Raw genomic sequence first — 23,981 nt, forward strand, 5'->3', positions numbered from 1 at the left:
ATAAATACGGACAGACGCCTCGCGAACGTACCCTCCCCGAACAGCGGGGCGTGCAAAGCCAGTAGCATGCGGCGCCATGAGCTCCCCCAATGGGCCCGCACCCGGCCTGCCTGTACGAATGCCGCGACCTCGCCAGACCGGACGCCACCGCCGTCCGGAACCCGCGGTGGCCCCTGAGGGCGCGCCCGCGCTGGTTCTCGCTGTTCCCGGCACGCCTTCCGCCGCTGTCCGCAGCCTGGCGGAAGAGGTTATCTCCATCGCCCGCTCCGAGCTGCCCGGCCTGGACGCCCGTATCGGTTACCTGGACGGGGCCGACGGCGAGTTCCCCGGCCTCGACGCGGTCCTGTCCAGCACCGCGGCCGAGCGCGTGGCGCGCTACGAGCAGGCGAGGGCCGCCGGGCGCGAGGTGGCGGAGCCGAACGGCGCGACCGCCGTCGTGGTGCCCCTGCTCGCGGGCCCCGACGCCGCCACCGAGCGGCGGATACGGCAGGCCGTCATGGACAGCACGACAGCGGCCGAGCTGACCGAGGTGCTGGGGCCGCACCCGCTGCTCGCCGAGGGCCTGCACGTGCGCCTCTCGGAAGCGGGTCTCTCCAGGGCCGACCGGGCCAGGCTGTTCACGGTCGCCACCGCGGCCGACGGGATCATCCTTGCGACGGTCGGCGGCGACGAGGCCGTGCAGGCCGCCGGGATCACCGGAATGCTGCTCGCCGCGCGCCTCGCCGTGCCGGTGATGGCCGCCGCGCTGGACGTGGAGGGTTCGGTCGCCGCCATCGCCGCGCAGCTGCGGGGTTCGGGCTCGCTCCAGCTGGCGCTCGCGCCGTACCTGATCGGCCCCGAGGTCACCGAGGAGCTGCTGGCCGGGGCGGCCAAGGAGGCGGACTGTGCCTCCGCCGGGCCGCTCGGCGCCTACCCGGCGGTCGGCAAGCTGGTGCTGTCGAAGTACACGACCGCACTGGGCATCACCCCGCAGCAGCCGTCCCAGGGAGCCCCGGTCGGCTGACGCGCACAGCACGGATCACGGCGTACGGGCGGGGGCCCGCACCGGCACAAGCGCCGGTGCGGGCCCCTCTCCGTGCCGTCCGGCCCCCTGGATGTCCGGGCGGGGCCGGTGGGGCGCAGCCGTCAGGCGAACACCACGCACGAGGCGGCGGCCACGCCGACGGAGCCCGAGCGGGCCGGAATACCGGTCAGCGGGTCGATGTCGAACCAGGTCACGTCCCCTGAGCGCTCATTGGCCACGTAGAGCCGCCGGCCGCCGGGATCCAGCACGAGATCGCGCGGCCACCGGCCGCCGCAGTCCACCGTGCCGGTCAGTACGGGCTTCTCCCCGCTGTCGTCGAGTGCGAGGACCGAGATGCTGTCCTGCCCCCGGTTCGCCGCCCAGAGGAAGCGTCCGTCCGGCGCGACGGCCACCCCCGACGCGTAGCTCTCCCCCGCCGTGTCCCCGGGCAGCAGCGCGACCGTGCCGGCCGGCTCCAGCACTCCGGCTTCCGCGTCCCACCGGCAGACCGTGAGCGTGGGCTCCAGCTCGTTCAGGACGTAGACATGCGTTCCCGCCGGGTGGAACGCCAGGTGGCGGGGGCCGCTGCCCGGCCGCAGCGCGGCCTCCGTGTGCACGGTCAGGGCGCCCGTGACGGCGTCCAGCGCGCAGACGCGTACGGAGTCGGTACCGAGATCGACCCCGAGCACCCACCGTCCCGTGGCATCCCGCGTCACCTGGTGCGCGTGCGGTCCCTCCTGCCGGGCCGGGTCCGGCCCCCGGCCCTCGTGCCGCAGGACGGAGACGGGCGCGTCCAGCCCGCCGTCCGCGGCGCGTACGGGCAGCACACTGACGCTTCCCGAGCTGTAGTTGGCCGTGACGACATGGCCGCCGGCGACGGCGAGGTGGGTGGGGTCCGCGCCGTCCACGGCGACCGGGGCGCCGATCAGCCGGGGCAGTACTCCGGTGATGTCGAACGCCGCCGCCGCGCCCGCACCGGTCTCCGAGACCGCGTACAGGAGCGAGCCGCCGGGCGCCGGGGCCAGGTACGAGGGATTCGGCAGCGTGTCCACCGCGCCGAGCACGGTCAGTGCCCCCGCCTCGTCCACCGAGGCGGCGACGAGCCCCGGCCCTCCCGCCGAGGTGAACGACCCGATGAATGCCCGCCCGTCCCCTGTGCCCACCGTGCTGCCCCTCTCCGCCGGAGCCCGGTCCGCAGGTGGCCGGGGCTCCGGCAGACGGTAGCAGCAGCGGTCCGTACCAATCCGGGTGAGCCGCCGGGTCAGGACAGCACGCGGTGACGGAAGTTGCGCAGACCGAGGGCGAGGAAGAGCGCGCAGAAACCGGTGAGGACCGGATAGACGACGTACAGGTGCATGTGGGAGACGTCGGTGAATCCGGCCCGCATGCCCTCGCTCATGTAGATGAGGGGGTTGACCAGCACGAGCACCTGGAGCCAGTGGAACCCTCCCACCTGTACCGGGGCCAGCTTGGTCCACTGGTAGTACGTGCCGCCGAGGAAGACGAGGGGCAGCACCACGAAGCCGAACATCACGCCGATGTTCCTCGGCTGGAACGAGGTGCCGAGAAGCAGCCCCAGCGAGGTCATCGTGAGGCAGCACAGGGGGATCAGGGTCACCACGATCCACCAGTGGAAGGCCAGGTGCGGGTGGACACCCGGGGCGTGCACGACGGCGGCGATCGGCAGCACGATCACGGCCGAGATCAGCCCCTGGGCGGACCCGGAGAGCACCCGCGCCACGGCCACCAGCCAGATCGGGCAGGGCGCCTGGACCCTGTCCTCGATCTCGCGGGTGAAGCCGAATTCCTGGGACATCTGGATGGCGACCGACTGGATGCCCTGGAACATGATCGCGATGGAGACCACGCCCGGGACCAGCACGGTGGCGAAGGCCGACTCCCCTCTGGCCCCACCGCCCGAGCCGACGCCCTGGCCGATGAGGGGGAACACGTACAGAAAGACGAAGACCAGCAGGAAGGGCTGCATGACGGTCCGGCCCGCGAACTCGCCGAAGCTCTTCATCAGGACGGTCAGGTCGCGCAGGACCAGCGCCCTCAGCGCGGAGCGGCTCGACGCGGCGGCAGACCGGGCGGGCCGTATGCCGATGGGGCGCCCGGACGGGGCGTCCCGGGGTGGCGGGGCGGCGTGTGACGCGGCCATCAGTCCCTCAGCTCCTGTCCGGTCAGGCTGATGAACACCGTTTCCAGGGTGCTTTCGGCGATCGAGAGGTCGAGCAGCTCGAACCCGCCCGCCTCGGCGCTGGTGACGACCCGGGGCAGCAGCCGTTCAGCGCCCTTGACCTGCATCTCGACGGCCCCGTCGACGAGCCGGGTACGGACGGCCCCCTCGATGTCGCTGTTCAGGCGGGCCGCGAGCCCTTCCTGGCTGCCGCTGGTGGCGACGGTGACGACGGCGTCCGCGCCGAGTCCCTGTTTGAGCGCCGCCGGCGTGTCAAGGGCCAGGATCCGGCCGTGGTCGATGATCGCGACGCGGTCGCAGAGGTGGTCCGCCTCGTCCATGTTGTGCGTGGTGAGCAGGATCGTCTGACCGTCGGCGATCAGCCCTTCCAGCGCCTCCCAGAGAGCCAGTCTGCCCTGCGGGTCCAGCCCGGCCGTCGGCTCGTCGAGGAAGAGCACGGCGGGGCGGTGGAAGATCGCACGCGCCACCATCAGGCGCTGAGCCATCCCGCCGGAGAGGGCGGACACCGGCGACTTGCCCCACCGGGACAGATGGAACTGTTCGAGGAGTGCGTCGGCGGTGCTGCGAGACTCGCGGCGCGGGATGCCGAACAGCAGACCGTGGAAGTAGAGGTTCTCCCACACCGTCAGCGAGCGGTCCAGGGTGTTCTGCTGGCTGACGACGGCGATGAGCTGCTTGGCCAGGGTCGGGTCCGCGACCACGTCGGTCCCACCGACGTACGCGGACCCCGCGGTCGGCACCACCCGTGCCGTCAGCATGCCGACGGTCGTGGTCTTGCCGGCCCCGTTGGGCCCGAGCAGTCCGAAGAGCTCGCCCTGGCGCACCTGCAGATCGATACCGTCCACCGCCGCGGTGGACGCCTTGGGGTAGGTCTTGGCGAGTCCGGCGGCGCGGATGACGGTGGCGGCCCCGGGCGCCGGGCTCTTCACCCGCTCCCGGCCTGCGGGGTGCGTCATCGTCTCGGCAGCGGGGGCACATGGAGGGGGTGAGCCGATGCGTCGGCGACTGCCAGCTGTTCCTGGTCCGCCTGGTACTCCGCCTGCCCGACGCGGCCGGCCAGCAGGTCGGCGGGGCGTGGGTGACCGATGTCCTGCGCGGAGGCCCGCTGGGTCGCGAAGCGCTGTGCGACGTAACTGCCGACGGCTCTGACCGAGCCTGTCACCAGCCGTATGAGGTGTCTGAACACGGTGAGGATGGCTGTGGACATACCGCATCTCCTTCCAGGACCACCGGCCCGCGCGTCCAACGGCGCGCGGACCGGACAGCGGCGCGTGTCCCTGAGGGCGGCCGGCTCGCACCGGTCCTGCCGGACAGCCGCACGCCGCCCTGAAAGTCGTGGAATCCGCCTGATGGACAACCCCGTTGCGTCCGCTGGCGGATGCGGCGGGAGCATCAAGCACTGACATCTCTCATGGAACCACGCAAGGCGGTCCCCGGCATCCGGCCGTGGTCCTCCGGGCGCGCGGGGACGCCACGGGCGGAGTGCCCGCACATGCGGCCGCCCCGGCCGGCGTGGTGCCGGCCGGGGCGGCCAGGGTGCGGTTCGCCGGTCAGGCCCCCGTGGGGGCGACCGGTCCTGCGGGTGTCAGCCGAGCGTCGCGATGGCCTGGTTGAAGGTGGCCGACGGGCGCATGACGGCCGAGGCCTTCTCCGGGTCGGGCTGGTAGTAGCTGCCGATGTCGGCGGGCGAACCCTGGACGGCGATCAGCTCGCCGACGATGGTCTGCTCCTGCTCGCCGAGCGTCTTGGCGAGGGCCGAGAACGCCTCGGCCAGCTGAGCGTCGTCGGTCTGCGCTGCGAGCTCCTGGGCCCAGTAGAGCGCCAGGTAGAAGTGGCTGCCGCGGTTGTCGATGCCACCCAGCTTGCGGCTCGGGGACTTGTCCTCGTTGAGGAAGGTGCCCGTCGCACGGTCGAGCGTGTCCGCGAGGACCTGGGCGCGTGCGTTGCCCGTCGTCTGCGCGAGGTGCTCGAAGCTGACCGCCAGGGCGAGGAACTCACCCAGGCTGTCCCAGCGCAGGTAGTTCTCCTTGACGAGCTGCTGGACGTGCTTCGGCGCGGACCCGCCGGCGCCCGTCTCGAAGAGACCGCCGCCGTTCATCAGCGGGACGACGGAGAGCATCTTCGCGCTCGTGCCCAGCTCAAGAATCGGGAAGAGGTCGGTCAGGTAGTCACGCAGCACGTTGCCGGTGACGGAGATCGTGTCCTCGCCGCGGCGGATGCGCTCCAGGGAGAACGCGATGGCGTCCGCCGGAGTCATGATCTCGATCTGCAGGCCGTCGGTGTCGTGCTCCGGCAGGTACGCCTTGACCTTGGCGATCAGGGCGGCGTCGTGCGAGCGCCCCTCGTCGAGCCAGAACACGGCCGGGGTGCCGGTCGCACGGGCGCGGGTGACCGCGAGCTTGACCCAGTCCTGGATCGGCAGGTCCTTGGTCTGGCACATGCGCCAGATGTCCCCGGCGCTGACGGCGTGCTCGAGGACGGCGTCGCCCTGGCCGTCGAGGACCCGCACCGTGCCGGTGACGGGGATCTCGAAGGTCTTGTCGTGGCTGCCGTACTCCTCGGCCTTCTGCGCCATGAGGCCGACGTTGGGCACTGAGCCCATCGTCGACGGGTCGTAGGCGCCGTTGGCGCGGCAGTCGTCGATGACGACCTGGTAGATCCCGGCGTAGCTGCTGTCCGGGATGGTCGCCAGGGTGTCGGCCTCGCCGCCGTCCGGGCCCCACATGTGACCGGAGGTGCGGATCATGGCCGGCATCGACGCGTCGACGATGACGTCGCTCGGTACGTGCAGGTTGGTGATGCCGCGGTCGGAGTCGACCATCGCCAGGGCGGGTCCCTCGGCCAGCTCGGCCTCGAAGGACTCCTTGATCTTCGCGCCCTCGGGCAGTGCCTCCAGGCCCTTGAGGATCCCGCCGAGACCGTCGTTGGGGGTCAGCCCGGCGGCGGCGAGCGCCGCACCGTGCTCGGCGAAGGTCTTCGGGAAGAAGGCGCGCACCACGTGACCGAAGATGATCGGGTCGGAGACCTTCATCATCGTGGCCTTGAGGTGCACCGAGAAGAGCACGTCCTCGGCCTTGGCGCGTGCGATCTGCTCCGTGATGAACTCACGGAGCGCCGCCACGCGCATCACCGAGGCGTCGACGACCTCGCCGGCCAGCACGGGCACCGACTCGCGCAGGACGGTGGTGGTGCCGTCGTCCCCCGCCAGCTCGATGCGGAGCGAACCCGCGTCGGCGATGACGGCGGACTTCTCGGTGGAGCGGAAGTCGTCGGCGTCCATGTGGGCGACGTTCGTCTTCGACTCGGCCGTCCAGGCGCCCATGCGGTGCGGGTGCGCCTTGGCGTAGTTCTTCACCGACGCCGGGGCGCGGCGGTCCGAGTTGCCCTCACGCAGAACCGGGTTCACGGCGCTGCCCTTGACCTTGTCGTACCGGGCGCGGACGTCCTTGTCCTCGTCGGTCTGCGGGTCGTCCGGGTAGTCCGGAAGGGCGTAGCCCAGCTTCTGCAGCTCCGCGACGGCGGCCTTCAGCTGCGGGATGGACGCCGAGATGTTCGGCAGCTTGATGATGTTCGCGCCGGGCGTCTTGGCCAGTTCACCGAGCTCGGCGAGTGCGTCCTCGACCCGCCGGCTCTCGTCAAGACGCTCGGGGAAACTGGCGATGATCCGCCCCGCGAGAGAGATGTCACGGCTCTCCACGGTCACCCCGGCCGTCGAGGCGTACGCCTGGATCACCGGCAGGAACGAATACGTCGCCAGGGCCGGGGCCTCGTCGGTATGTGTATAGATGATGGTCGAGTCAGTCACCGGGTGCTCCGCTCCACGTCTGCAACATTGCTCGACATCAAGATATCTCCTGAGTGGCCCCCTCTCGACAGGGCCCCGCCCCCGGGGACAGCGGACCGCACGCATCCGGCCGCGGGCGGGCACTCCCCGGGAGAGGAAGTGGCCGCCCGCTCGGCGCCCCGGGACAGCTGAGCATTTCCCACACCGGTCCGGTCTTCTCCGGCCTCGACAGCGCTCGCATGGACGGCAGACCGAACACTTCCGAAACCGGGCGCCGGCGGCTCGCCCCGTGGGGGGCGATCCGTACCCGACCGGCGGCGGCCCCGTCAGACGGAGGAATCGCACCCCCGGTACACGTGGCCCCGCTCCCCGGCCGGGGTCACGTCGCGGTCGCGCAGCGTGACCGAAAGCTTGCTGCCCCAGGAGCGGCAGGCCCGTTCGAAGCTCTTGGCGCCGTACTCGATGTCGAAGGCCCTGCCCCGGTAGGCGGTGGCGAACTCGCCGCACTCCTGGAAACTGCCGCACTCCTCGACCACGGCGAAGTCGAAGCCGATGTAGTCGCGTTCGCCCAGCAGGTCGGTGGTGTTCTTCTGGGCGATGGCGAGTCCCCGCCGGTGGGCCCGCGCGGCCAGCAGCCGGGCGAAGTCGGCCGCGTCGTCGGCGGTCAGCAGGTGGTGCGAGCGCTCGTACGAGTCGAGGTTGTCGGGCTCCACCGCGTCGAACCCGGCGTCGGCGCAACCGTCGATCCAGCGGCCGACGATGTCCGCGAGCGCCTTGCGCTCGGCCGCGCCGGAGATGTCGAGGAGGGGCTCCCGCCAGTCCTCGTCGACGACCGGCCTGCCCTCGCCGTCGCGCAGCAGGAGGTCCGGGTGGTGCTTCCGCCACCAGGTGATCGCGTCACCGGGCTGCGACTGGAAGGCGTTGACGTAGCAGATGTTGTACAGCCCCGGTACCGGGGCTGCGGTGCGGTCGCGGGATACCGCACGCACCCCGGCCGGCGGCCGGTACGCCCCGCCCAGCTGGTAGTCGAAGGATGCCCGGGCCGCGGGCTTGCGGACCCCGCCGTGCGCGGAGGCGGAGGCGGCCGGGGTGGAGCCGGCAGCCGGGTCGCCGGACGAGCATCCGGCGAGGAGGACCATCAGCGCGGGAGCGAGGACATGGGCGGCGCGGCGGAACACAGGGAGCACGTCGGGGCTTTCGCGGCAGGGGGCAGGGGAAGGTGATTGCACCATGCGAGCCGCTCCGGCGGCGAACCCCGGCTGTCCGCCGCGGTGGAAGACCGCAGCGGACGCCGTGGGGGGTGTCAGGGGGCGGCCGTCAACGCCCCTGGAGGGAACGGACGTTGTCGCCGAAGGTCCAGTTCTTGGCGCCGTCCCAGTTGAGCGACCAGTCCATGAGCCCCTTGAGGCCGCCGCCGTACGTGTTCCACGCCTGCGCGACCTGGCCGGTCGACAGATACCCGCCGCCCGCGCCCGGCTGGGCGGGCAGCCCCGGAACCTGCTTGTCATAGGGGACCTTGACCGTGGCGCCCTGGACGACGAGCCCCTTGTTCAGGCAGTCCGTCTGAGCGGTGAACCCCGCGACCGTCCCGGCGGAGTAGGAGTCTCCCGAGCAGCCGTACATGCTGCCGTTGTAGTACTGCATGTTCAGCCACCAGAGCCGGCCGTTGTCCGCGTACTTCTTGACGATGGGCAGATACGCGCCCCAGATCGAGCCGTAGGTGACACTGCCGCCGGTGACGTACGCCGTCTCGGGCGCCATCGTCAGACCGAAGTTCGACGGCATCCGGGCGAGTACGCCGTCGATGATGCGGATGAGGTTGGACTGGGACGCCGAGAGCTGGTTGATGTTGCCGCTGCCGGTGAGTCCGGTCTCGATGTCGATGTCGATACCGTCGAAGTTGTACTTCTGCAGGAGGGGCACCACGGTGTTCACGAACCGGTCGGCGACCGCGGTCGAGCTGAGGTCGATACCCGCGGTCGCGCCGCCGATGGACATCAGCGTGGTGAGGCCCGAGGCCTTGGCCTGGCACATCTCGGCCGGGGTCGGGACCTTCACGGTCGAGTCCATCCCGTCCTCCCACAGGGCGGTGCCGTCCGAACGGATGACAGGGAAGGCCGCGTTGATCACGTTGTAGCCGTGCGCGGGGATACGCGCGTCGGTGATCGGGATCCAGCCGAGCGGCGGATGCACGCCGTTGGCGGCCCCGTCCCAGTTCTCCCAGTACCCCTGGAGCACCTTGCCCGCCGGCTTCGACTTGACCGCGCAGGTGTCGGCGGCCGGTGCGCCTGCGGGCGCCGCGGCGACCAGCATCTGCACCACGGCGGCCGTAGCGAGGCCGACCCCCAGAAGACGAACTCTCCGACCGATCATGTCGTGTTCCTTCCTGGCCCGGCGAACTGACGCACGAGTGTCACGTACCTGTCAATCTAAAGTGGTCCAGACCTTCGGTCAATAGGTCTGGACCAAGTGGGCCGGGGTGGCGGAACCTCCTCCAGCCGCTCAACCGGCCGCGGGGAGTCTCTCGATGGCGACCATCGCCGCATCGCCGCCGAGACTGCCGCCCGCATGGCGCAGCAGATCCGCGCCGAGCCGTTCGAGCAGGGCCTCAGGACCGTTCGCGCCCCAGGGCGCGACCCGGTCGGACAGCGGGTAGAACCGGCCTGCGGCGTCCCGCGCCTCGATGACACCGTCGGTGTACAGCAGCAGTACGTCCCCCACGCCGAAGGCGAAGGTCTCCGGCGTGTACCCGCCGCCCGCCAGGCGGCCGAGCCCCAGGGGCGGGGCGGACTCCCGCACATCGAGCGAGCGCACCCGGCCGGCGCGCACGACCAGCGGCGGCGGATGGCCGCAGCTGACCAGCCGGAGCTCCGGGCCTGCGTGATCGATGTCGATGACAGCCGCGGTGACGAAGGCCTCCCCGGCGTCCTCGCCACTCCCCCGCGGCCCGCCGGCGGTCCCGGCGGCCGAGACACCCGCATCCAGCCGGTCCACGGACGCGGTCAGCTGCGGATCACGCCGGGCCAGGGCGTGGAAGGCGCCGAGGACACCGGCCGCCTCGCCCATGGAGTCGGGCCCCCTGCCCCGTACGTCCCCGATGATCACGCGGGTCCCGCCCGCCACGGGTGTGACCGCGTACAGATCTCCGCCGAGCGGCGCCTCCGTCTCGGCGGCCAGATAGGCCGACGCGATCCGCAGGGGCCCGGTCCGGCCCGGCAACGGCCGCATCACCACGCGCTGCACCGCCCGGGCCATCCAGCGCAGATGGGTCATCTCACGCTCGCGCCGCACTCTGAGACGGGCGAAGAACGTAACGAAGACCGACGTCAGGAAGAGCGCCGCGAGCTGGTACAGGTGGTTGAGATCGGTGATGCCACCTTTCGCGTCCGCAACGACCGCATCGGCCGCGAGGGCGACCGCACCGGCGAACGCGGTGCTCCGGGGCCCGGCGAACGACGCCGTCATGGCGGGCGCCGCCACCAGGAAGGGCCCGAGATGCACGCCGGGCGGGGTGAGGAGATCCACCACTGTGACAACCACGATCAGGGCGAACGGCACCGCCAGGAGGACTCGCGTATGCCGTGGCGACTCCTGGAGCGAGTACAGAAACCGCAGCGAACGCATACTCCTGCCTACCTCACCCGGCCCCCGCCCGCGCTCCGGACGGTCCGCACCGCCCCGGTGCCCGGCCGCCCCGTACCGCTCAGCTCTGCTTGATCGCCGAGACGTCGAACTCCAGCACCACCTTGTCGCCGACGAGGACCCCGCCTCCCTCCAGGGTGGCGTTCCACGTCATGCCGTACTCCTTGCGGCTGATGGCGACTTCGCCCTCGAAGCCGATCCGCTGGTTGCCGAAGGGGTCCTGTGCGGTGCCCGTGAGCTCGAAGTCGATGCTGATCGGCTTGGTGGTGTCCTTGATCGTCAGATCACCGGTCAGCCGGAACCGGCTGCCGTCCACCTGCTCGACCCGTGACGAAGTGAAGGTGATCCGCGGGTAGGTCGGCGCGTCGAGGAAATCGTTGGTCCGCAGGTGGCCGTCGCGCTGCTCGTTGCCGGTGCTGATGCTCTCGGTCGTGATGGTGACCGTGATGTGCGAAGCGGCCGGGTTCGCGCCGTCCAGTGCGAGCGTGCCATCGAACTCGCCGAACGAGCCGCGGACCTTGGTGATCATCGCGTGCCGGGCCACGAAGCCGATCCGGGTGTGCGCCGGGTCGAGCACATACGTGCCGGTCAGGTCGGCGAGAGCGGGCATCGTCATGGCGTACTCCGTGGGGTCGCGGGAGGAGGGCACCTCACGCTAGGCAGAGCGGGCTGCACGGGGGCCGGGCCGCGCCACCCGGATCCCCGCCGCTCACCCCGATGGGCCAAGCGCACGCGGGGCCCCGGCCTCCGCGCCCGGCGCCCCGGAAGGGCCTGCCGTACCGCCGTTCGCGCACCGGTCCTGAACATCCCCGGCAGGGCCCGCGTCCTGTGCCCGCCGCGACTCCGGAGTGCCGGAACCGGCGGCCGGACGCACCCTGAGGACATGGACAGCACACCGATAGTGGTGCACCCGCCCGCCCCGAGCGGTGGACGGCGGGTGACGATCCAAGGAGAGATCGCAGGTCTCGCACACGGTGACGCGGACGTCGTCGAGTTCCTGCGACGGGCCGGGCTGCTGGACGCGGACAGCCTGCTCGACGACGAGGCCTGGGTGAAGTGGCGGGGCGGGCGGGCCCATCAGTACGCGGCGGCCTGAGCTGCCCCCCGCCCTCAGGTGAACAGCGGCCGCCACGCGACCGGCCAGTGCGGGCCGACGCCGGGCGCGAACAGCTCGCCGGTCGGGGACACCCGCCTGGCGTCGTCGGAGAGCAGGAAGGGCCGGGGGCAGTAGGACCGTCCGTCCTTGGGCTGACGGACCCTGGTCCGTTCCGTGTACGACGCCGAGTCCTCGGGGTGGACGTAGACATGGTCGTACGGCTCTCCCTCGCCGCGCCGGATGGCGGCTTCCTCCTCACGGGTCGGGACCCGCGCGGTGCCGGGACCGAGCGCCGCCCCGGCCAGCGCCTCGTAGCCGTCGGCCAGAACATTGGCGACCAGCCGCAGCCCCCCGGGGTCGCACTCCGTGACGGCATGGGCCGCTCCGGCCGCGCCCTTGGCGGTTGCCGCGTAGGCGTCGCGCCGGGACGACGTGTTGTTGACAGCGGTGGCGAGGGCCAGGTGCGCCGCGTCCCGGGCGAGCAGCGCGGCCCGGCCGGCGGTGGTGCTGCGCGCGGCCTCCGCGGCAGCGTCGGCGGCCGTCCGTCCGGCACCGTCCCTGGCCTGCGCACACCCGTAGGCGGCGGCGCGCGCAGCCGCGCGCGCGGCCCGCGCGATGTGGCGCGCCAGTCCCCGCTCGGCGGACTCGGCTGCTGAACACGGAACGGCGGACCCGGCAGGGTCGCCGGTGAAGCAGTCGTCTGCGAAGTGATGGGGCCCAGCGGGGCAGGACATGCTCATCGGCGTTCCTCCGGCGTCTGCGGACTGACGACAAGCGATTCGGAGCCGACACCGCGCCGGATTGGGCTCCGGTCGGCCAGGGCCGGGGGGCGGACGGAGGAACGGCGCCCGGGGTTGCGTGACGATCATCACTGGGGCGGATGTCAGCCGGACGGCCGGTCCCGCGCGTACTCCAGGAGAGAGCGAAAGACGCAGGAACCGCGGGTGTCACCAGGAGTCCCGGTACGCCCCCGCACACCCAGGAGAGAGACCCCATGCCGTTCTTGCCGTCCGGGCTGCGCGAGCGCACCCGCGCGTCCGTACCGTCCCCCCGCTCACCCGACCGGGGGCAGCGCTCCGCGGGGAACGGGGCCCGGCCGGGCGGCGGGCTGCCGGGCCGCGCCGGGCCGTACCCCTTCCGGCGGGCGGGCGCGCTCCGCCCGCCCCTCATACGGGTGGGTCCGGCCGACCGCGACGTGCTGTGGCTCTACCTGGCGACCCGGCTGGGGATCTGGGCGACGGCCTACTGCGCCCGGTGGCTGTTCCCCGCCGACCCCGGCTCGCATGCGGCGGGCCCGGTTCTCGCGCCGTTCCAGCAGTGGGACTGGGACCACTACCTCCGCATAGCCCGCGACGGCTACTTCCCGGGGCAGGGCGACCTCCTCCACAGGTCGCTGGACCACCGGGAGGCCTTCATGCCCGGCTTCCCGCTGCTTCTGCGGACCGTTCACACCGTCGTCCCGGACTGGACCGCGGCCGGCCTGCTGATCTCCTTCGTGGCCGGGGCCGTTGCCGTCCTGGCGCTCTCCCGGATCGCCCGGCTGCATCTGCCCGACCGCGAGGCGGGCCGTCGCAGTGTGCTCTTCCTGCTGCTCTCGCCGTGCGCGGTCTTCCTGGCCGCCGGGTACACCGAGTCGCTCTTCCTCGCCCTCGCCCTGCCCGCCTGGCTCGCCGCCCAGCGGCGCAACTGGCCGCTCGCAGCGACGCTGACCGCCCTGGCCACCACGGTGCGGGTGAACGGCCTCTTCCTCGCGGCCGCCATAGCGCTGCACTTCCTGCTCACCGCCCGCGCCGGCCGTCACTGGCGCCAACTCCCCTGGATGATCCTGCCCGCCGTGCCCGTGGCGCTCTACAGCGGCTATCTGCGGGCCCACACCGGCGACTGGATGGCCTGGAAGCACGCCGAGGAGGACGGCTGGAACCGCACTTTCCACGCCCCCTGGGACGCCTGGTCCCAGACCTGGCACTCCGCCTTCGGCCATGCCCAGTCCACCGGCTACGCGGTCATGTTCCAGGCCGAACTCCTGGCCATGGTGGCCGGACTCCTCCTGACCGCCCTCCTGGTCCGCCAGCGCCGCTGGCCCGAAGCCCTGTACATCGCCCTCACTCTCTGGGCCCTGGGCACGTCCTACTGGTACATGTCGATACCCCGCTCCACCCTCCTGTGGTGGCCGCTGTGGATCACCCTGGCGGGATGGAGCCTGCGCAGGCCGGCGGTCCGGACTCTCTGCCTCGGCCTCGGCGCCCCGGTCACGACCGCCGTCGCCCTGACCTTCCTGACGGGGCGCTGGGCCGGATGACGGGGGCGAGGCCCGCTGCCGGCCCGTCGCGGATCACGGGTGGTCAGTAGCGCACCGGCAGGGCGACCAGCCCGCGGGCGCGCATGGACGGACGCCACCGCAGGTCGTCCGGGGCGACGTCGAGGGCCAGCGCGGGGAAGCGGTCGAGGAGCGCGGCGAGAGCGATCTCGGTCTCCAACCGGGCCAGGGGTGCGCCGAGGCAGTAGTGGATCCCCTGGCCCAGGGCGAGATGACCGGTGGCGTCGCGGCCGGTGTCGAGCCGGTCGGGCTCGGCGAAGCGGCGCGGGTCCCGGTGCGCGGCGGCCAGGGACAACAGGACGGTCTCCCCGGCCGGGATGCCGACCCCGCCGACGGTGATGTCCTCGGTGGGGAACCGCCGGATGGCCAGGGGCACGGGACCGTCGTAACGCGCGAACTCCTCGACCGCGCCGCCCAGCCGGCCGGGATCGGCTCGGAGCGCGCTCAGTTCGCCGGGGTGCGTGAGCAGGGCCAGCGTGGCGTTGCCGATCAGGTGCACGGTGTTCTCGTACCCGGCGAAAAGGATCACGAAGGCCAGGGACATGAGCTCGTCCTCGCTCAGCCGGTCCGCGTCCTCGCGTACGGCGATCAGGGCGGAGAGCAGGTCGTCGGCGGGCGCGGCATGCTTGTCGGCGATGAGCTGGGTGAAGAAGGCCAGCAGGCTGCGGACGGATTCCTTCGCCGCCTCCGGTCGCGCCGGGTCCGGGGCGACCAGGGAATCGGTCCAGGAACGGAAGTCGTGGCGATCGTGCGGAGCCACACCGAGCAGGTCACAGATGACGGTGATCGGCAGCGGTGCGGCGTACGAGGCGATCAGGTCGGCGTGGCCGGACGGTTCGATGACGTCGAGCAGCGCGTCAGCGGTTTCCCTGATGGGTTCACGCAGGCGGGCGATGTGGCGCGGGGTGAACGCCGTCGACACCAGGCGCCGGATGCGCGTGTGGTCCGGCGGGTCCATGTTCAGCAGGTTCGCGTCCAGCGCGGGCGGCAGCGCGAGCCCGTGGTAGCCGCCGGGTGTCGCATTGCGCTTGTCGAGGGAGAGCCGGGGGTCGGCGAGGGCCTGCCGCACGTCGTCGTAGCGGGTGACCAGCCAGGCAGGAAGCCCGTCCGTTCCGGCGACGCGGTGGACGGGCCCGGCTTCGCGAAGCCGCGCGTACACCGCGTACGGGTCCGCGACCAGCTCCGCGGGATCAACGAGGGGCGGCTGACCGGGCGTTGTGGTGGACATGGACTCCACCCTAGTCAGGGGCCGATGCCCCCGGGCGTGAAGCGCGGTGAAACCGGCAGGGGGCCGGGACCGGGCCGGTATCAGCTGTCGGTCCTGCCGGGTGGGGGCCGTTCAGGGGGAGGCGGTGCGGCGGCGGTCGGGGGTCAGGAGGTACGCGAGCGCCATGTCGCCGAGTGCGTCCGCGTATTGGCGCAGCGCTGTCTCGCCGGTGGCGGGGTCGGGGCGTACGGAGTTGTGGAAGCAGGCGCCGAGGATGGCGCGGGCCGCGGTGTCCAGCGCCGTCCCGGGGTGGGAGCGCTGGATCTGGCCGGTGTAGGGGGCTGCCGCTTCGAGGAGGAGGCGGTGGATCTCGGTGATGGTGCGGGCGCCGCGGTCGAGGGATGCGGCCCCGCGTACGCGCAGCAGTTCGGGGAAGAGGCTGTTGCTGTCGGCGAAGGACTGCAGCAGGGCGTGCGCATAGGTGTCCAGGACGCCGGAGAGTGACGGATCGGCCGTGCGCAGCCGCTCGGCCATGTACTCCTCGCGGCGTTCCAGCATCCGCTCGGCCAGGGCGGTGATCAGCTGTTCCTTGTCCTCGAAGCGGCGGTAGATCGTACCGACCGAGACGCCGGCGCGTTCCGCTACGCCGGTGATCGTCATCTCCTCCAGGCCGGCCGAGGAAGCGACCTCCTCGGCCGCCCGCAGCACGCGGGCCAGCGTCGCCGCACTGCGCGCCTGCCGGGGCTCCCGGTAGGGCACTGGGCGGCCCGGCTCATCAGTCACGCCCCTCATCGTATCGGCGGCGGTCCCGGCAGATGTCCTTGGCCGCCCGGGCCTGGGGGGCTTCTTCCGTCGTGGCGGGCCCCGCTGTCACTGCCGTACTCCGGTTCGCCGCCCACGCGAGCGGACGTCCGCAGTGCCTGACACGAACTGACCGGATTACCCCGGTCGGCCGCCGCGGGGGTAATAGAGTCGGCCCATGAGTCTGACGCCACGATTGATCGTCCCGGACCCCGACACCGCCTCGGCCTACTACCAGAAGGCGATGGGCGCCGAAGAGGTGTTCCGCGCCCAGGACGACAGCGGCCGGGTGATGGTTGTCGTCCTGCAGATCGGCGGCTCCCCGTTCTCCCTGTCCCCTGCGGTGCCGGAGTGGGGCTGGCTCTCCCCCGAGGACGTCGGCGGCTCCCCGGTGCTCCTGGAGGCGGAGTTCACCGATCAGGACTCCGTCGCCGAGCGGATGGCCGCCGGCGGCGGCACCGTTGTCGTTCCCGTGGAGAACCGCCCGTACGGCAAGCGGGAGGGACGCCTCCGAGACCCCTTCGGTCACCTGTGGATCGTCACCGGCGAGCCGCGCTGAAGCGCTGACCCGGCCGTCCTCGACCGCCGGGACAGCCCAACAAGGCCTCCTGCACCGCGCGTTGGAGCCACTTCCAGCGGTGACAGGAGGCCCCGACACCTCAGCCGACCTGCACGGGCCACGGCGAGGGCCGGTAGGAATAGGCCTCGGTGCCCTTGCGCACACCCTGCTTGATGGCCATCGGCAGCATGAGATCCCGTATCACCCGGGCCACCCAGCGGTTCGGGGTCATCACCGCGCCCGTCTGCCTGGCCTGCTTCGCCATCGCGGTGATCCGGTCGCGGCGTGACTCCTCGAACGCCGTGAACGCCGCCGGCGCACTGGGGTGTTCGTGCAGGGCCAGGGCCAGTTCATAGGCGTCCTCCATACCGAGCGCGGCGCCCGCCCCCAGGTGCGGGGCCACCGCGTGCGCGGCGTCGCCCAGTACTGCGGCGCCGCCGCGGTGCCAGCTCCCCAGGGGCGGCACCTCGTAGACCGGCCACCGGCCGACCGGTCCCGTGGAGGCGGTCAGGATGCGCCGGACCACCCCGGGGTCCGGGCGGTGCCGCTCGGCCAGGGCGGCCACCCACTCCGCGTCGTCGATCCCGGCCAGTTCGGCGAAGCCGCGCTCGCGGGCTTCCTGGTGGTTCTCGAACCAGCACACGACGCCGGGGGCCACCACCTGGTAGCCGAAGAAACCGCGCAGTCCGAACACCATGTGGAACTGTCCGTCGACGGGCAGCTCCCCCGCGCCGATCTCCGACCTGCCCCCGGAGCCGACCACCTCGGTGTAGCCGGCCTGTGGCGCGCCGGGGATCAGCAGCCGGCGTGTGGTGGAGTGCACCCCGTCGCACCCGAGCACGATGTCGGCCTCCGCCTCCGTGCCGTCCTCGAAACCGATCCGCCAGCGGGCGTCGCCGGTCTCGTCCAGGGCCACGAGGCGCTTGGCGCAGTGCAGTTTCGCTCCGGCGTCGGTCGCCGCCTCCCGCAGGGCACCGCTGAGCTCGCCGCGCATGATGTTGGTGGTGCTCTCCGGATTCCGTGCGAGTTCCCGGCCCTTGTGGTTCGCGAAGGTGATGGAGCCGGCGACGGTGCCCTGATCCAGCACCCGGTCTGCCAGGCCCAGGCGCTCAAGCACGGCGCGTCCGTTCGGGGCGAGGTTGAGGAACGAGCCGATGTCCTGGACCCGGCGTACGTACGCCTCGTACATGTCCACCTCGAAGCCCAGCCTCACCAGGCAGAGGGCCAGGAGAGGCCCTGTGATACCGGCACCGACGACGGCGGCCCGTCGGCGTTCCGTACTGTTCTCGTGCTTCATCTCGTGCTCCTGATCATGACCGTGGTCAGCGGTCCCAGATGGTCGACCCCCGTATGAGGTGTCTTGCCGGTCGATGGGGCGTCCCGCCAGTCATGTCGCGCTTCTTTCCTCCTTTCCCCGGGCCCGGAGGCGGGTGGCCGACGCGGTATCGGGCCCCGCCGCAGCGGAACCCACCCGGCACCGACCTGGAATCGGGATCCGGCAGGATCTGACGCACGGGGGCCGGTGACGAAGTCAGTCGGGAGCCGGCATCGAAATCACGGAGAAAGCCAACGTCTCGTTCGCTTCGCGGCACAGTTCCGGCCGGCGCCGTCGGTGTACTCGCCGACGGCGGCGTCAGGCGGGCCCGCGAGCACACCCCGACGACGGCTCCGGCCTCCGAGCACCAGCTTCCATGTCACGGGAAACGGGGGTCACGACCATGACCATGCTCGCTCACAGACAAGAAGTCAGATTTCTCCGCTGGCCGGTACAGAGCCACGAGCGCGACCAGTTACGCGAAGCCGGACTGCCGTGCCTGCTGGTGCTGGAGGGCCAGACGGCGCCACCGAGCGACATCTCCCCCACCGAGGACTGGGTGCGGCCTCCGGTGGCCCGGCTGGATCTGGCCGCTCGCGTGCACACCCTGCAGCGGCGGACCGGGACCGACTTCGTGCCCGCGCTGGACCCGACCGGGGTGCTCTACTACGGCGGGCAGTCGGTGCCGATGTCGGAGGCTCAGAGCGAGATGATGCGATGTTTCCTGGCCGACTTCGGCCACCTCGTCCGCCGGGACCGGCTCAAGGAGGCACTGAGCCGGATCAACAACGAAGCCGTCACCAGCAACGCCATCGACCTGCACATCATGCGGCTGCGCCAGCGGCTGGACGGCGTCCGGCTGAGCCTGCGCACCGTGTGGGGCCGGGGCTACATCCTGGAGCCCGCTTCCTGAACCACCGGCCCGGAGCCGGGGTGTCCGGCCCCTGTCACCAGGGGCCGGACACTCCCGTGTCCGCCGGCCGACGCCTCCACGGCCGGCCTCCGGCTCAGGTCACTGGCTGATCTGCTTCTGCCGGCGCTCGTGCACCTTGCCGCGCAACTCGTGGAGCTCGGTGAACGGCATCGTGGCCCGGTCCATGAGGTGAGCCGCTCCCGATGTGCCTGCGGTGCCCCGCTGTTCCCCGATCATCTTCGTCACCAGGCCCACGTGCCCGATCTTCCACTGGAAGTAGCCGTTGCCGACCCGCAGCATCCCCTCGATGACCCGGTGGAGGGAGCCCGCCTCGACGCCGGCTCCGACGATCTCCTCCAGGTCGGCGCCCATCCGGTCCAGGCCGGTACGGAAGGCCAGGAACAGCGACCCCGGCTGCCTGGCGTTGCCCAACACCCGTTCGAGCTGGTGGGACTGGCTGGACTGGGCGCCACTGGCCGAGCCGAGGTACTGCCGGAAGTGGGCGAAGTCCTCCAGCGGCAGCCGTTCGAGTGCCATGAGCTGCTCGTGCAGCAGGCGCAGCAGCTCACTGGCCCGGTAGAGCAGGTCGACCGACCGTTCCAGGTCGGCGGTGGTCATCGTCAGGAAGTTGCCCTCCACAGCGGCCAGATCGCCGAGTATCTGCTTCAGCCACAGCTCGCAGGTCTGGTGGCTGACGATGAAGAACTGCTCGGAGAGCACCGTGGCGAGGTCGGCGTCCTCGCCGGCTGTGCGCGGCTCCTGCAGCTTGAGCAGGTCGTCGAGCCGCAGGTAGGCGGCGTAGGTCAACTCTGCCTGCATCACTGTTCCCTCTTCTCGCGGACCAGGCTGACCAAGCGCTCCACCCCGGTGGTGAGCTGGTCGCGGTCGACACAGAACGCGATCCGGACCAGGCCGGACGCGACACCGCCGGGCCGCAGGGGCCGCATCGAACCGTCGTGGCCGAACTCCGGCCGCGCGGAGAACCCGCTGCCGGGAACCACCACGACGTCGTGCCGGAGCATGAGCTCCGCACTGAACTCCTCGCCGGTCAGGCCGGTGGAGGAGATGTCGGCCATGGCGTACCAGCCGCCGCCGGGCAGCGCCGGCAGCAGCCCTTCGCCGACCAGGAGGGGCAGCGCGGCGTCCCGGTTGCCACGGACGGCGTCGTGGTTGCCGGCGAGCGCCCCCGACGCGTCCAGCGCGGCCAGCCCGGCGTACTGGACGGGCGCGGAGGGCGCGATGATGTTCGACTCCTGCACCATCCGCATGGTGGTGGCGATCCCGGGCCGTGACACCGCGACGTAGCCGAGCCGGTAGCCGGTCATCGCCGACCCCTTGGAGAAGGTGAAGACGCTGTTGACGATGCGCTCCGCGGCGGGCCGGTCACGCTCCAGCGACGCGATCGAGTGATGGGGGCCGGAGAAGGCGAAGTCCTCGTACGCCTCGTCGCTGATGATCTGCCAGCCGTGCTCGTCGGCGATCTCGTAGAGGGCCCGCTGCAGCGGGCGGGCGGCGACCGCACCTGCGGGATTCGACGGGGTGTTGAGCAACAGCAGCCGGGTCGCCGGGGTGGCCACCTGCCGGACCGACTCGGGGTCGGGCGCGAAGTGCTCGTCGAGCTTGTAGAACACCGGGCGGAAACCGGCGAGCAGGGCCTGTTGCAGGTGCACGGGCCAGTGGATCTCCGGCAGCAGGATCTCCGCTCCCGGTTCGACGAGGCAGCGCATCAGGGCGACGAGCCCCTGGCACGATCCCGGGGTGACGAAGAGGCGGGAGGGCTCGGTGTCGATGCCGTTGACGGTGGCGAGCTTGTCCGTGAGACGCTCCCGGAGCTCCATGAGCCCCTGCACGTCGATGTAGCGGGCCCGGCCGTCCAGGGCCGCTGCGGCGAATTCCTTGGCCACGGAATCCGGCGGGCCGAAGGACGGCTCACCGACATGCAGCTTGATCAGCCCGGGGCGCTCCCGCTCGCGCTCGTTGGCGAGCCGGAAGGACTCGTACAGCCAGGAAGACGGAATCGCCGAGGCCCGGGCGAACCACGGTGGAGCTGTCTGCGTCATCTGATTCTTGCCTTTCCGCTGGTGGCAGGACCGGCCGGGACCGGCCGGCGGGGTGGTGCTCCTGGGGCCCGGCTCACGCCGCTCGTCCGCCGTCCACGGACACCAGGGATCCGGTGATCCAGGACGAGGTCCCGGGGTCGATGAGGTGGCACACCCAGGCCGCCACCTCCGAGGCCAGACCGAACCGGCCCAGGGGGGTGGCGGTGACAATTCCTTCGCGCAGGGCATCCGCTCCATCGCCCGCCGCCACGTCCCACAGGCCCGTGTCGACCGGGCCGGGGAGGATCGCGTTCACCCGGACGTCGGGCGCCAGCTCCACCGCCAGTGACCTGGTCAGGGAGTTCAGCGCGGCCTTGCTGGCCCCGTAGTAGGACCTGGCCGGCATCGCCACGGCGCCGCCGACCGAGGAAACGTTGACCACGCAGCCCCGGCTGGTACGCAACTCCGGCAGCAGCGCCCGGATCAGCAGCGCGGGGGCCACCAGGTTGGTGTCGAGCATCCTCCGCAGGTCCGCCTCGGTGGCGTCCTCCAGGCGGTCGAAGACGGCGTGCCCCGCGTTGTTGACCAACGCGTCGACGCCGCCGAGCAGTTCGCCGGCCCGGTCCGCGATCCGCTCGGCGGCGCCGGCGGCCGTGACGTCCACGACGAACGGCACCGCCCTTCCCGCTCCGCCGGCCTGCACCTTCGCCGTCACCTCTGCCAGCCGGCCGGCCCGCCGCCCGACCGCGAGGACATCGGCGCCCAGGCCGGCCGCGCGGGCGACCACGGCCGCGCCGATGCCCGAGCCGCCGCCGGTGACGACCAGCCGCAGGCCATCCCATGGACTACTCATGCGCTGTACGCCTTCCCTTCGCGTGCGCCGGGACCCTCCGCGCCAGGTCCGCCAGCAGGGCGGCAGGATCGTCGTAGGCGTGGAAGTGTGCTCCGGCTCTGATATCGACGCTCGCGTTTCCCGTGGTCAGCCGGGACCAGTAGTGACCTGCACGGACCGGCACGAGAGGGTCCCCCCGGCCCATGCAGGCGTGTATGTCGCAGCTCAGCGAAACCTGGTCCGGGCAGGCGAGGTAGCGTTCGTGCGCGCCGATGTCGGCGCGCAGCGCGGGGAGCAACAGATCGCGCACCTCGGTCTCGGCCGCGATGCCGGGGTCGAGGCCCCCCAGGGCGACCAGCCGCTTCCAGAGCTCCTCGTCGGGCAGCAGGTGCTCGTCGCGAGGGGGCCGTGACGGGTCACCGGGGGCCCAGGCCGAGGACGCCACGAGCAGGACGACGTCGACGCCCGCCCCGGGGCAGCAACGGGCCACCTCGCACGCGACGGCCGACCCGAAGCTGTGGCCGAAGAGCACCAGGTCCGCCGGCGGCAGCCCGGTGAGGTCGGCGACGATCTCGTCGGCGATCCTGCCGACCTCCGCCATCGGCGGCTCGGCCAGCCGGTCGCCGTGTCCGGGGTACTGCGCCGCACACAGCTCCACCGCCACTCCGGGGAAGGCTGCGGGGAGCAGGGCGCGCCAGCCGGCGAAGCCCTCGGCACGTCCGCCGGAGTGCGGCAGCGCGAGGAGCCGGAGATCGGGTCGGGGGTGGCCCGTCACAGTCCGGACAGATCCGCGGTGCAAGCCCATGGCCAACCTCCCGTTCGCCGTTGCGGACTTGAGCATGGCACCCGCGTGGAGGGCCCCCGGCGAATCCGTCATCATTCATTCAGTGCCACCTCGGGTGCGGGCGCGAAAGGTGAGGATCGGGGCGACAGTTCACCCCAGTGCAGGCCCGGCGCCCGGGCCGAAAGGAGTCTCCCGGTGGTCTCCTCCGGCAACGCCGCCGTCTCCGACCCCCCGTACGACGACACTTCCGGTGACGCTCTCGACCTCGCCGACCCGGCCACCTTCGTCGAACACGACCCGCACGCGTACTGGGCCCGGATGCGCCGCACCGCCCCGGTGCGCTGGCACCCCCCGGTGGGAGACCGGCCGGGCTTCTGGGCCGTGGCCAGGCACCGCGATGTCCAGGACTGCTACAAGGACGCCACCCGGCTCAGCTCGGCCCGGGGCACGGTGCTGGACGTCCTGCTGCGCGGCGGTGACTCCGCCGGCGGCCGGATGCTGGCGGTGATGGACCGCCCCCGCCACCGCGAGCTGCGTCAGGTGATGCTGCGCGCCTTCTCCCCGCGGGTCCTCAGGTACGTGGAGGACGCCGTGCGGCAGCGGGCCGACGCCCTGGTCGCCGCCGTGGTCGGCGCGGGCGAGGCCGACGCCGGGCGCGACATCGCGGAACACCTGCCGCTCAACACCGTGTGCGACCTCCTGGAGCTGCCGGCGCCGGACCGGCCCCAGCTGCTCGCCTGGAACAAGCGCGCCCTCTCCTCGGACAGCGCGGGAGGGGACCTGTTCGACGCCCTGGAGGCACGCAACGAAATCCTGTCCTACTTCGTGGACGTGGTGCGCGAGCGCCGCCGCTCCCCCGGCGAGGACGTGATCAGCATGATCGCCGGCGCCCGCGTCGGGGGCGAGCCGATGGGTGAGGACGATCTCGCCCTCAACTGCTACAGCCTGATTCTCGGTGGCGACGAGTCGACCCGGGTGACCACGATCGGCGCGCTCCACGCACTGGGCACGTACGCCGAGGAGTGGCGGCGGCTGCGTGCGGGCGAGGTGGAGGTGAGGACCGCGGTCGAGGAGGTGCTCCGCTGGGTGACCCCGGCCATGCACTTCGCGCGCACGGCCACCACCGACCTGCGGATCGGCCCGGCGGAGGTGTCGGCGGGCGACATCGTCACCCTGTGGAACATCTCGGCCGACAACGACCCGGCCGTCTTCGCGGAGCCCCGTCGCTTCGATGTGGGCAGGCAGCACAACCCGCATGTCGCCCTCGGCCACGGCCCCCACTTCTGTCTCGGGGCATTCCTCGGCCGGCTGGAACTCTCCGCCGTGCTGGACTCCCTGATCCGCCGGGTGCACCGGATCGAGATCCTGCAGGAGCCACCCCGTGTCTACTCCAACTTCCTCTTCGGGCACAGCGCCCTGCGGCTGCGGCTGGACTGAGCCGCAGCGGGCCGGGGCCCGGGGCCGGGAAGCCCGGGCGCCCGGCCGGCCG

General features: G+C 71.9%; 23 protein-coding genes. 6 read left to right on the top strand and 17 right to left on the bottom strand.

Annotated features, from left to right (window positions below; genetic code table 11):
• Positions 1 to 76 precede the first annotated feature (76 nt).
• On the top strand, positions 77 to 1,003 hold the full coding sequence (locus tag OG917_RS03995) for a sirohydrochlorin chelatase (protein WP_328316118.1): 927 nt from the start codon (positions 77 to 79) through the stop codon (positions 1,001 to 1,003).
• A 122-nt stretch (positions 1,004 to 1,125) separates the two neighbouring features.
• Here OG917_RS03995 and OG917_RS04000 read toward each other — a convergent pair whose 3' ends face one another.
• From OG917_RS04000 to OG917_RS04040, 9 genes are all read right to left on the bottom strand, one after another.
• Complete coding sequence (locus OG917_RS04000) at positions 1,126 to 2,166, bottom strand: lactonase family protein (protein ID WP_328316120.1); 1,041 nt, start codon at positions 2,164 to 2,166, stop codon at positions 1,126 to 1,128.
• A 98-nt stretch (positions 2,167 to 2,264) separates the two neighbouring features.
• The gene (locus tag OG917_RS04005) at positions 2,265 to 3,164 is read right to left on the bottom strand and encodes an ABC transporter permease (protein WP_328316121.1); all 900 of its coding nucleotides are present in this window, start codon (positions 3,162 to 3,164) and stop codon (positions 2,265 to 2,267) included.
• Positions 3,164 to 4,159: an ATP-binding cassette domain-containing protein gene (locus OG917_RS04010; protein WP_328316122.1), complete on the bottom strand. Its 996-nt coding sequence runs from the start codon at positions 4,157 to 4,159 to the stop codon at positions 3,164 to 3,166. Before OG917_RS04010 ends, OG917_RS04005 begins: the two co-directional genes overlap by 1 nt.
• Positions 4,156 to 4,410 carry a hypothetical protein gene (locus tag OG917_RS04015; RefSeq protein WP_328316123.1) on the bottom strand — a complete coding sequence of 85 codons (255 nt, stop codon included), beginning with the start codon at positions 4,408 to 4,410 and terminating at the stop codon, positions 4,156 to 4,158. The genes OG917_RS04010 and OG917_RS04015 overlap by 4 nt, the downstream gene beginning before the upstream one ends.
• A gap of 378 nt (positions 4,411 to 4,788) precedes the next feature.
• Entirely contained in the window at positions 4,789 to 7,008 is a 2,220-nt protein-coding gene (locus OG917_RS04020; RefSeq protein ID WP_328316124.1) for an NADP-dependent isocitrate dehydrogenase, read from the bottom strand.
• A 305-nt stretch (positions 7,009 to 7,313) separates the two neighbouring features.
• The gene (locus OG917_RS04025) at positions 7,314 to 8,126 is read right to left on the bottom strand and encodes an endo alpha-1,4 polygalactosaminidase (protein ID WP_443059058.1); all 813 of its coding nucleotides are present in this window, start codon (positions 8,124 to 8,126) and stop codon (positions 7,314 to 7,316) included.
• 178 nt (positions 8,127 to 8,304) lie between these two features.
• Positions 8,305 to 9,360 (bottom strand): chitinase, encoded by a 1,056-nt coding sequence (locus tag OG917_RS04030; protein WP_328316126.1) that lies wholly within the window; start codon positions 9,358 to 9,360, stop codon positions 8,305 to 8,307.
• Between the two features lie 129 nt (positions 9,361 to 9,489).
• The gene (locus OG917_RS04035) at positions 9,490 to 10,611 is read right to left on the bottom strand and encodes a PP2C family protein-serine/threonine phosphatase (RefSeq protein WP_328316127.1); all 1,122 of its coding nucleotides are present in this window, start codon (positions 10,609 to 10,611) and stop codon (positions 9,490 to 9,492) included.
• Positions 10,612 to 10,690: 79 nt separating this feature from the next.
• On the bottom strand, positions 10,691 to 11,245 hold the full coding sequence (locus OG917_RS04040) for a YceI family protein (protein ID WP_328316128.1): 555 nt from the start codon (positions 11,243 to 11,245) through the stop codon (positions 10,691 to 10,693).
• Positions 11,246 to 11,512: 267 nt separating this feature from the next.
• Between OG917_RS04040 and OG917_RS04045 the strand changes: the two genes are divergently transcribed.
• Positions 11,513 to 11,725, top strand: coding sequence for a hypothetical protein (locus tag OG917_RS04045; protein WP_328316129.1), 213 nt, complete (start codon positions 11,513 to 11,515; stop codon positions 11,723 to 11,725).
• 14 nt (positions 11,726 to 11,739) lie between these two features.
• Here OG917_RS04045 and OG917_RS04050 read toward each other — a convergent pair whose 3' ends face one another.
• Positions 11,740 to 12,465 carry a hypothetical protein gene (locus tag OG917_RS04050; protein ID WP_328316130.1) on the bottom strand — a complete coding sequence of 242 codons (726 nt, stop codon included), beginning with the start codon at positions 12,463 to 12,465 and terminating at the stop codon, positions 11,740 to 11,742.
• Positions 12,466 to 12,719: 254 nt separating this feature from the next.
• Between OG917_RS04050 and OG917_RS04055 the strand changes: the two genes are divergently transcribed.
• Positions 12,720 to 14,024 carry a mannosyltransferase family protein gene (locus OG917_RS04055; RefSeq protein WP_328316131.1) on the top strand — a complete coding sequence of 435 codons (1,305 nt, stop codon included), beginning with the start codon at positions 12,720 to 12,722 and terminating at the stop codon, positions 14,022 to 14,024.
• A 43-nt stretch (positions 14,025 to 14,067) separates the two neighbouring features.
• On the opposite strand, the gene OG917_RS04060 is transcribed toward OG917_RS04055, so the two are convergent.
• Both OG917_RS04060 and OG917_RS04065 read right to left on the bottom strand, forming a co-directional pair.
• Positions 14,068 to 15,270, bottom strand: coding sequence for a cytochrome P450 family protein (locus tag OG917_RS04060; RefSeq protein ID WP_328316132.1), 1,203 nt, complete (start codon positions 15,268 to 15,270; stop codon positions 14,068 to 14,070).
• 111 nt (positions 15,271 to 15,381) lie between these two features.
• The gene (locus OG917_RS04065; protein WP_328316133.1) at positions 15,382 to 16,041 is read right to left on the bottom strand and encodes a TetR/AcrR family transcriptional regulator; all 660 of its coding nucleotides are present in this window, start codon (positions 16,039 to 16,041) and stop codon (positions 15,382 to 15,384) included.
• Positions 16,042 to 16,228: 187 nt separating this feature from the next.
• Here OG917_RS04065 and OG917_RS04070 point away from each other — a divergent pair, with 187 nt between their 5' ends.
• Positions 16,229 to 16,609 (top strand): VOC family protein, encoded by a 381-nt coding sequence (locus OG917_RS04070; RefSeq protein WP_328316134.1) that lies wholly within the window; start codon positions 16,229 to 16,231, stop codon positions 16,607 to 16,609.
• A 100-nt stretch (positions 16,610 to 16,709) separates the two neighbouring features.
• On the opposite strand, the gene OG917_RS04075 is transcribed toward OG917_RS04070, so the two are convergent.
• On the bottom strand, positions 16,710 to 17,906 hold the full coding sequence (locus tag OG917_RS04075; RefSeq protein WP_328316135.1) for an FAD-dependent oxidoreductase: 1,197 nt from the start codon (positions 17,904 to 17,906) through the stop codon (positions 16,710 to 16,712).
• 421 nt (positions 17,907 to 18,327) lie between these two features.
• Between OG917_RS04075 and OG917_RS04080 the strand changes: the two genes are divergently transcribed.
• Complete coding sequence (locus tag OG917_RS04080) at positions 18,328 to 18,837, top strand: helix-turn-helix domain-containing protein (RefSeq protein ID WP_328316136.1); 510 nt, start codon at positions 18,328 to 18,330, stop codon at positions 18,835 to 18,837.
• 99 nt (positions 18,838 to 18,936) lie between these two features.
• On the opposite strand, the gene OG917_RS04085 is transcribed toward OG917_RS04080, so the two are convergent.
• From OG917_RS04085 to OG917_RS04100, 4 genes are all read right to left on the bottom strand, one after another.
• Complete coding sequence (locus OG917_RS04085; protein WP_328316137.1) at positions 18,937 to 19,656, bottom strand: tryptophan 2,3-dioxygenase family protein; 720 nt, start codon at positions 19,654 to 19,656, stop codon at positions 18,937 to 18,939.
• Positions 19,656 to 20,897: a pyridoxal phosphate-dependent aminotransferase gene (locus OG917_RS04090; protein WP_328316138.1), complete on the bottom strand. Its 1,242-nt coding sequence runs from the start codon at positions 20,895 to 20,897 to the stop codon at positions 19,656 to 19,658. The genes OG917_RS04085 and OG917_RS04090 overlap by 1 nt, the downstream gene beginning before the upstream one ends.
• Before the next feature lie 73 nt (positions 20,898 to 20,970).
• Positions 20,971 to 21,729, bottom strand: a complete 759-nt coding sequence (locus OG917_RS04095) for an SDR family NAD(P)-dependent oxidoreductase (protein WP_328316139.1) — start codon at positions 21,727 to 21,729, stop codon at positions 20,971 to 20,973.
• Positions 21,722 to 22,483 (bottom strand): thioesterase II family protein, encoded by a 762-nt coding sequence (locus OG917_RS04100; RefSeq protein WP_328316140.1) that lies wholly within the window; start codon positions 22,481 to 22,483, stop codon positions 21,722 to 21,724. The genes OG917_RS04095 and OG917_RS04100 overlap by 8 nt, the downstream gene beginning before the upstream one ends.
• A gap of 204 nt (positions 22,484 to 22,687) precedes the next feature.
• Between OG917_RS04100 and OG917_RS04105 the strand changes: the two genes are divergently transcribed.
• Positions 22,688 to 23,929, top strand: coding sequence for a cytochrome P450 (locus tag OG917_RS04105; protein ID WP_328316141.1), 1,242 nt, complete (start codon positions 22,688 to 22,690; stop codon positions 23,927 to 23,929).
• Positions 23,930 to 23,981: the final 52 nt, after the last annotated feature.

It is taken from the genome of Streptomyces sp. NBC_00388, from assembly GCF_036061255.1.
Taxonomy (GTDB): Bacteria; Actinomycetota; Actinomycetes; order Streptomycetales; family Streptomycetaceae; genus Streptomyces.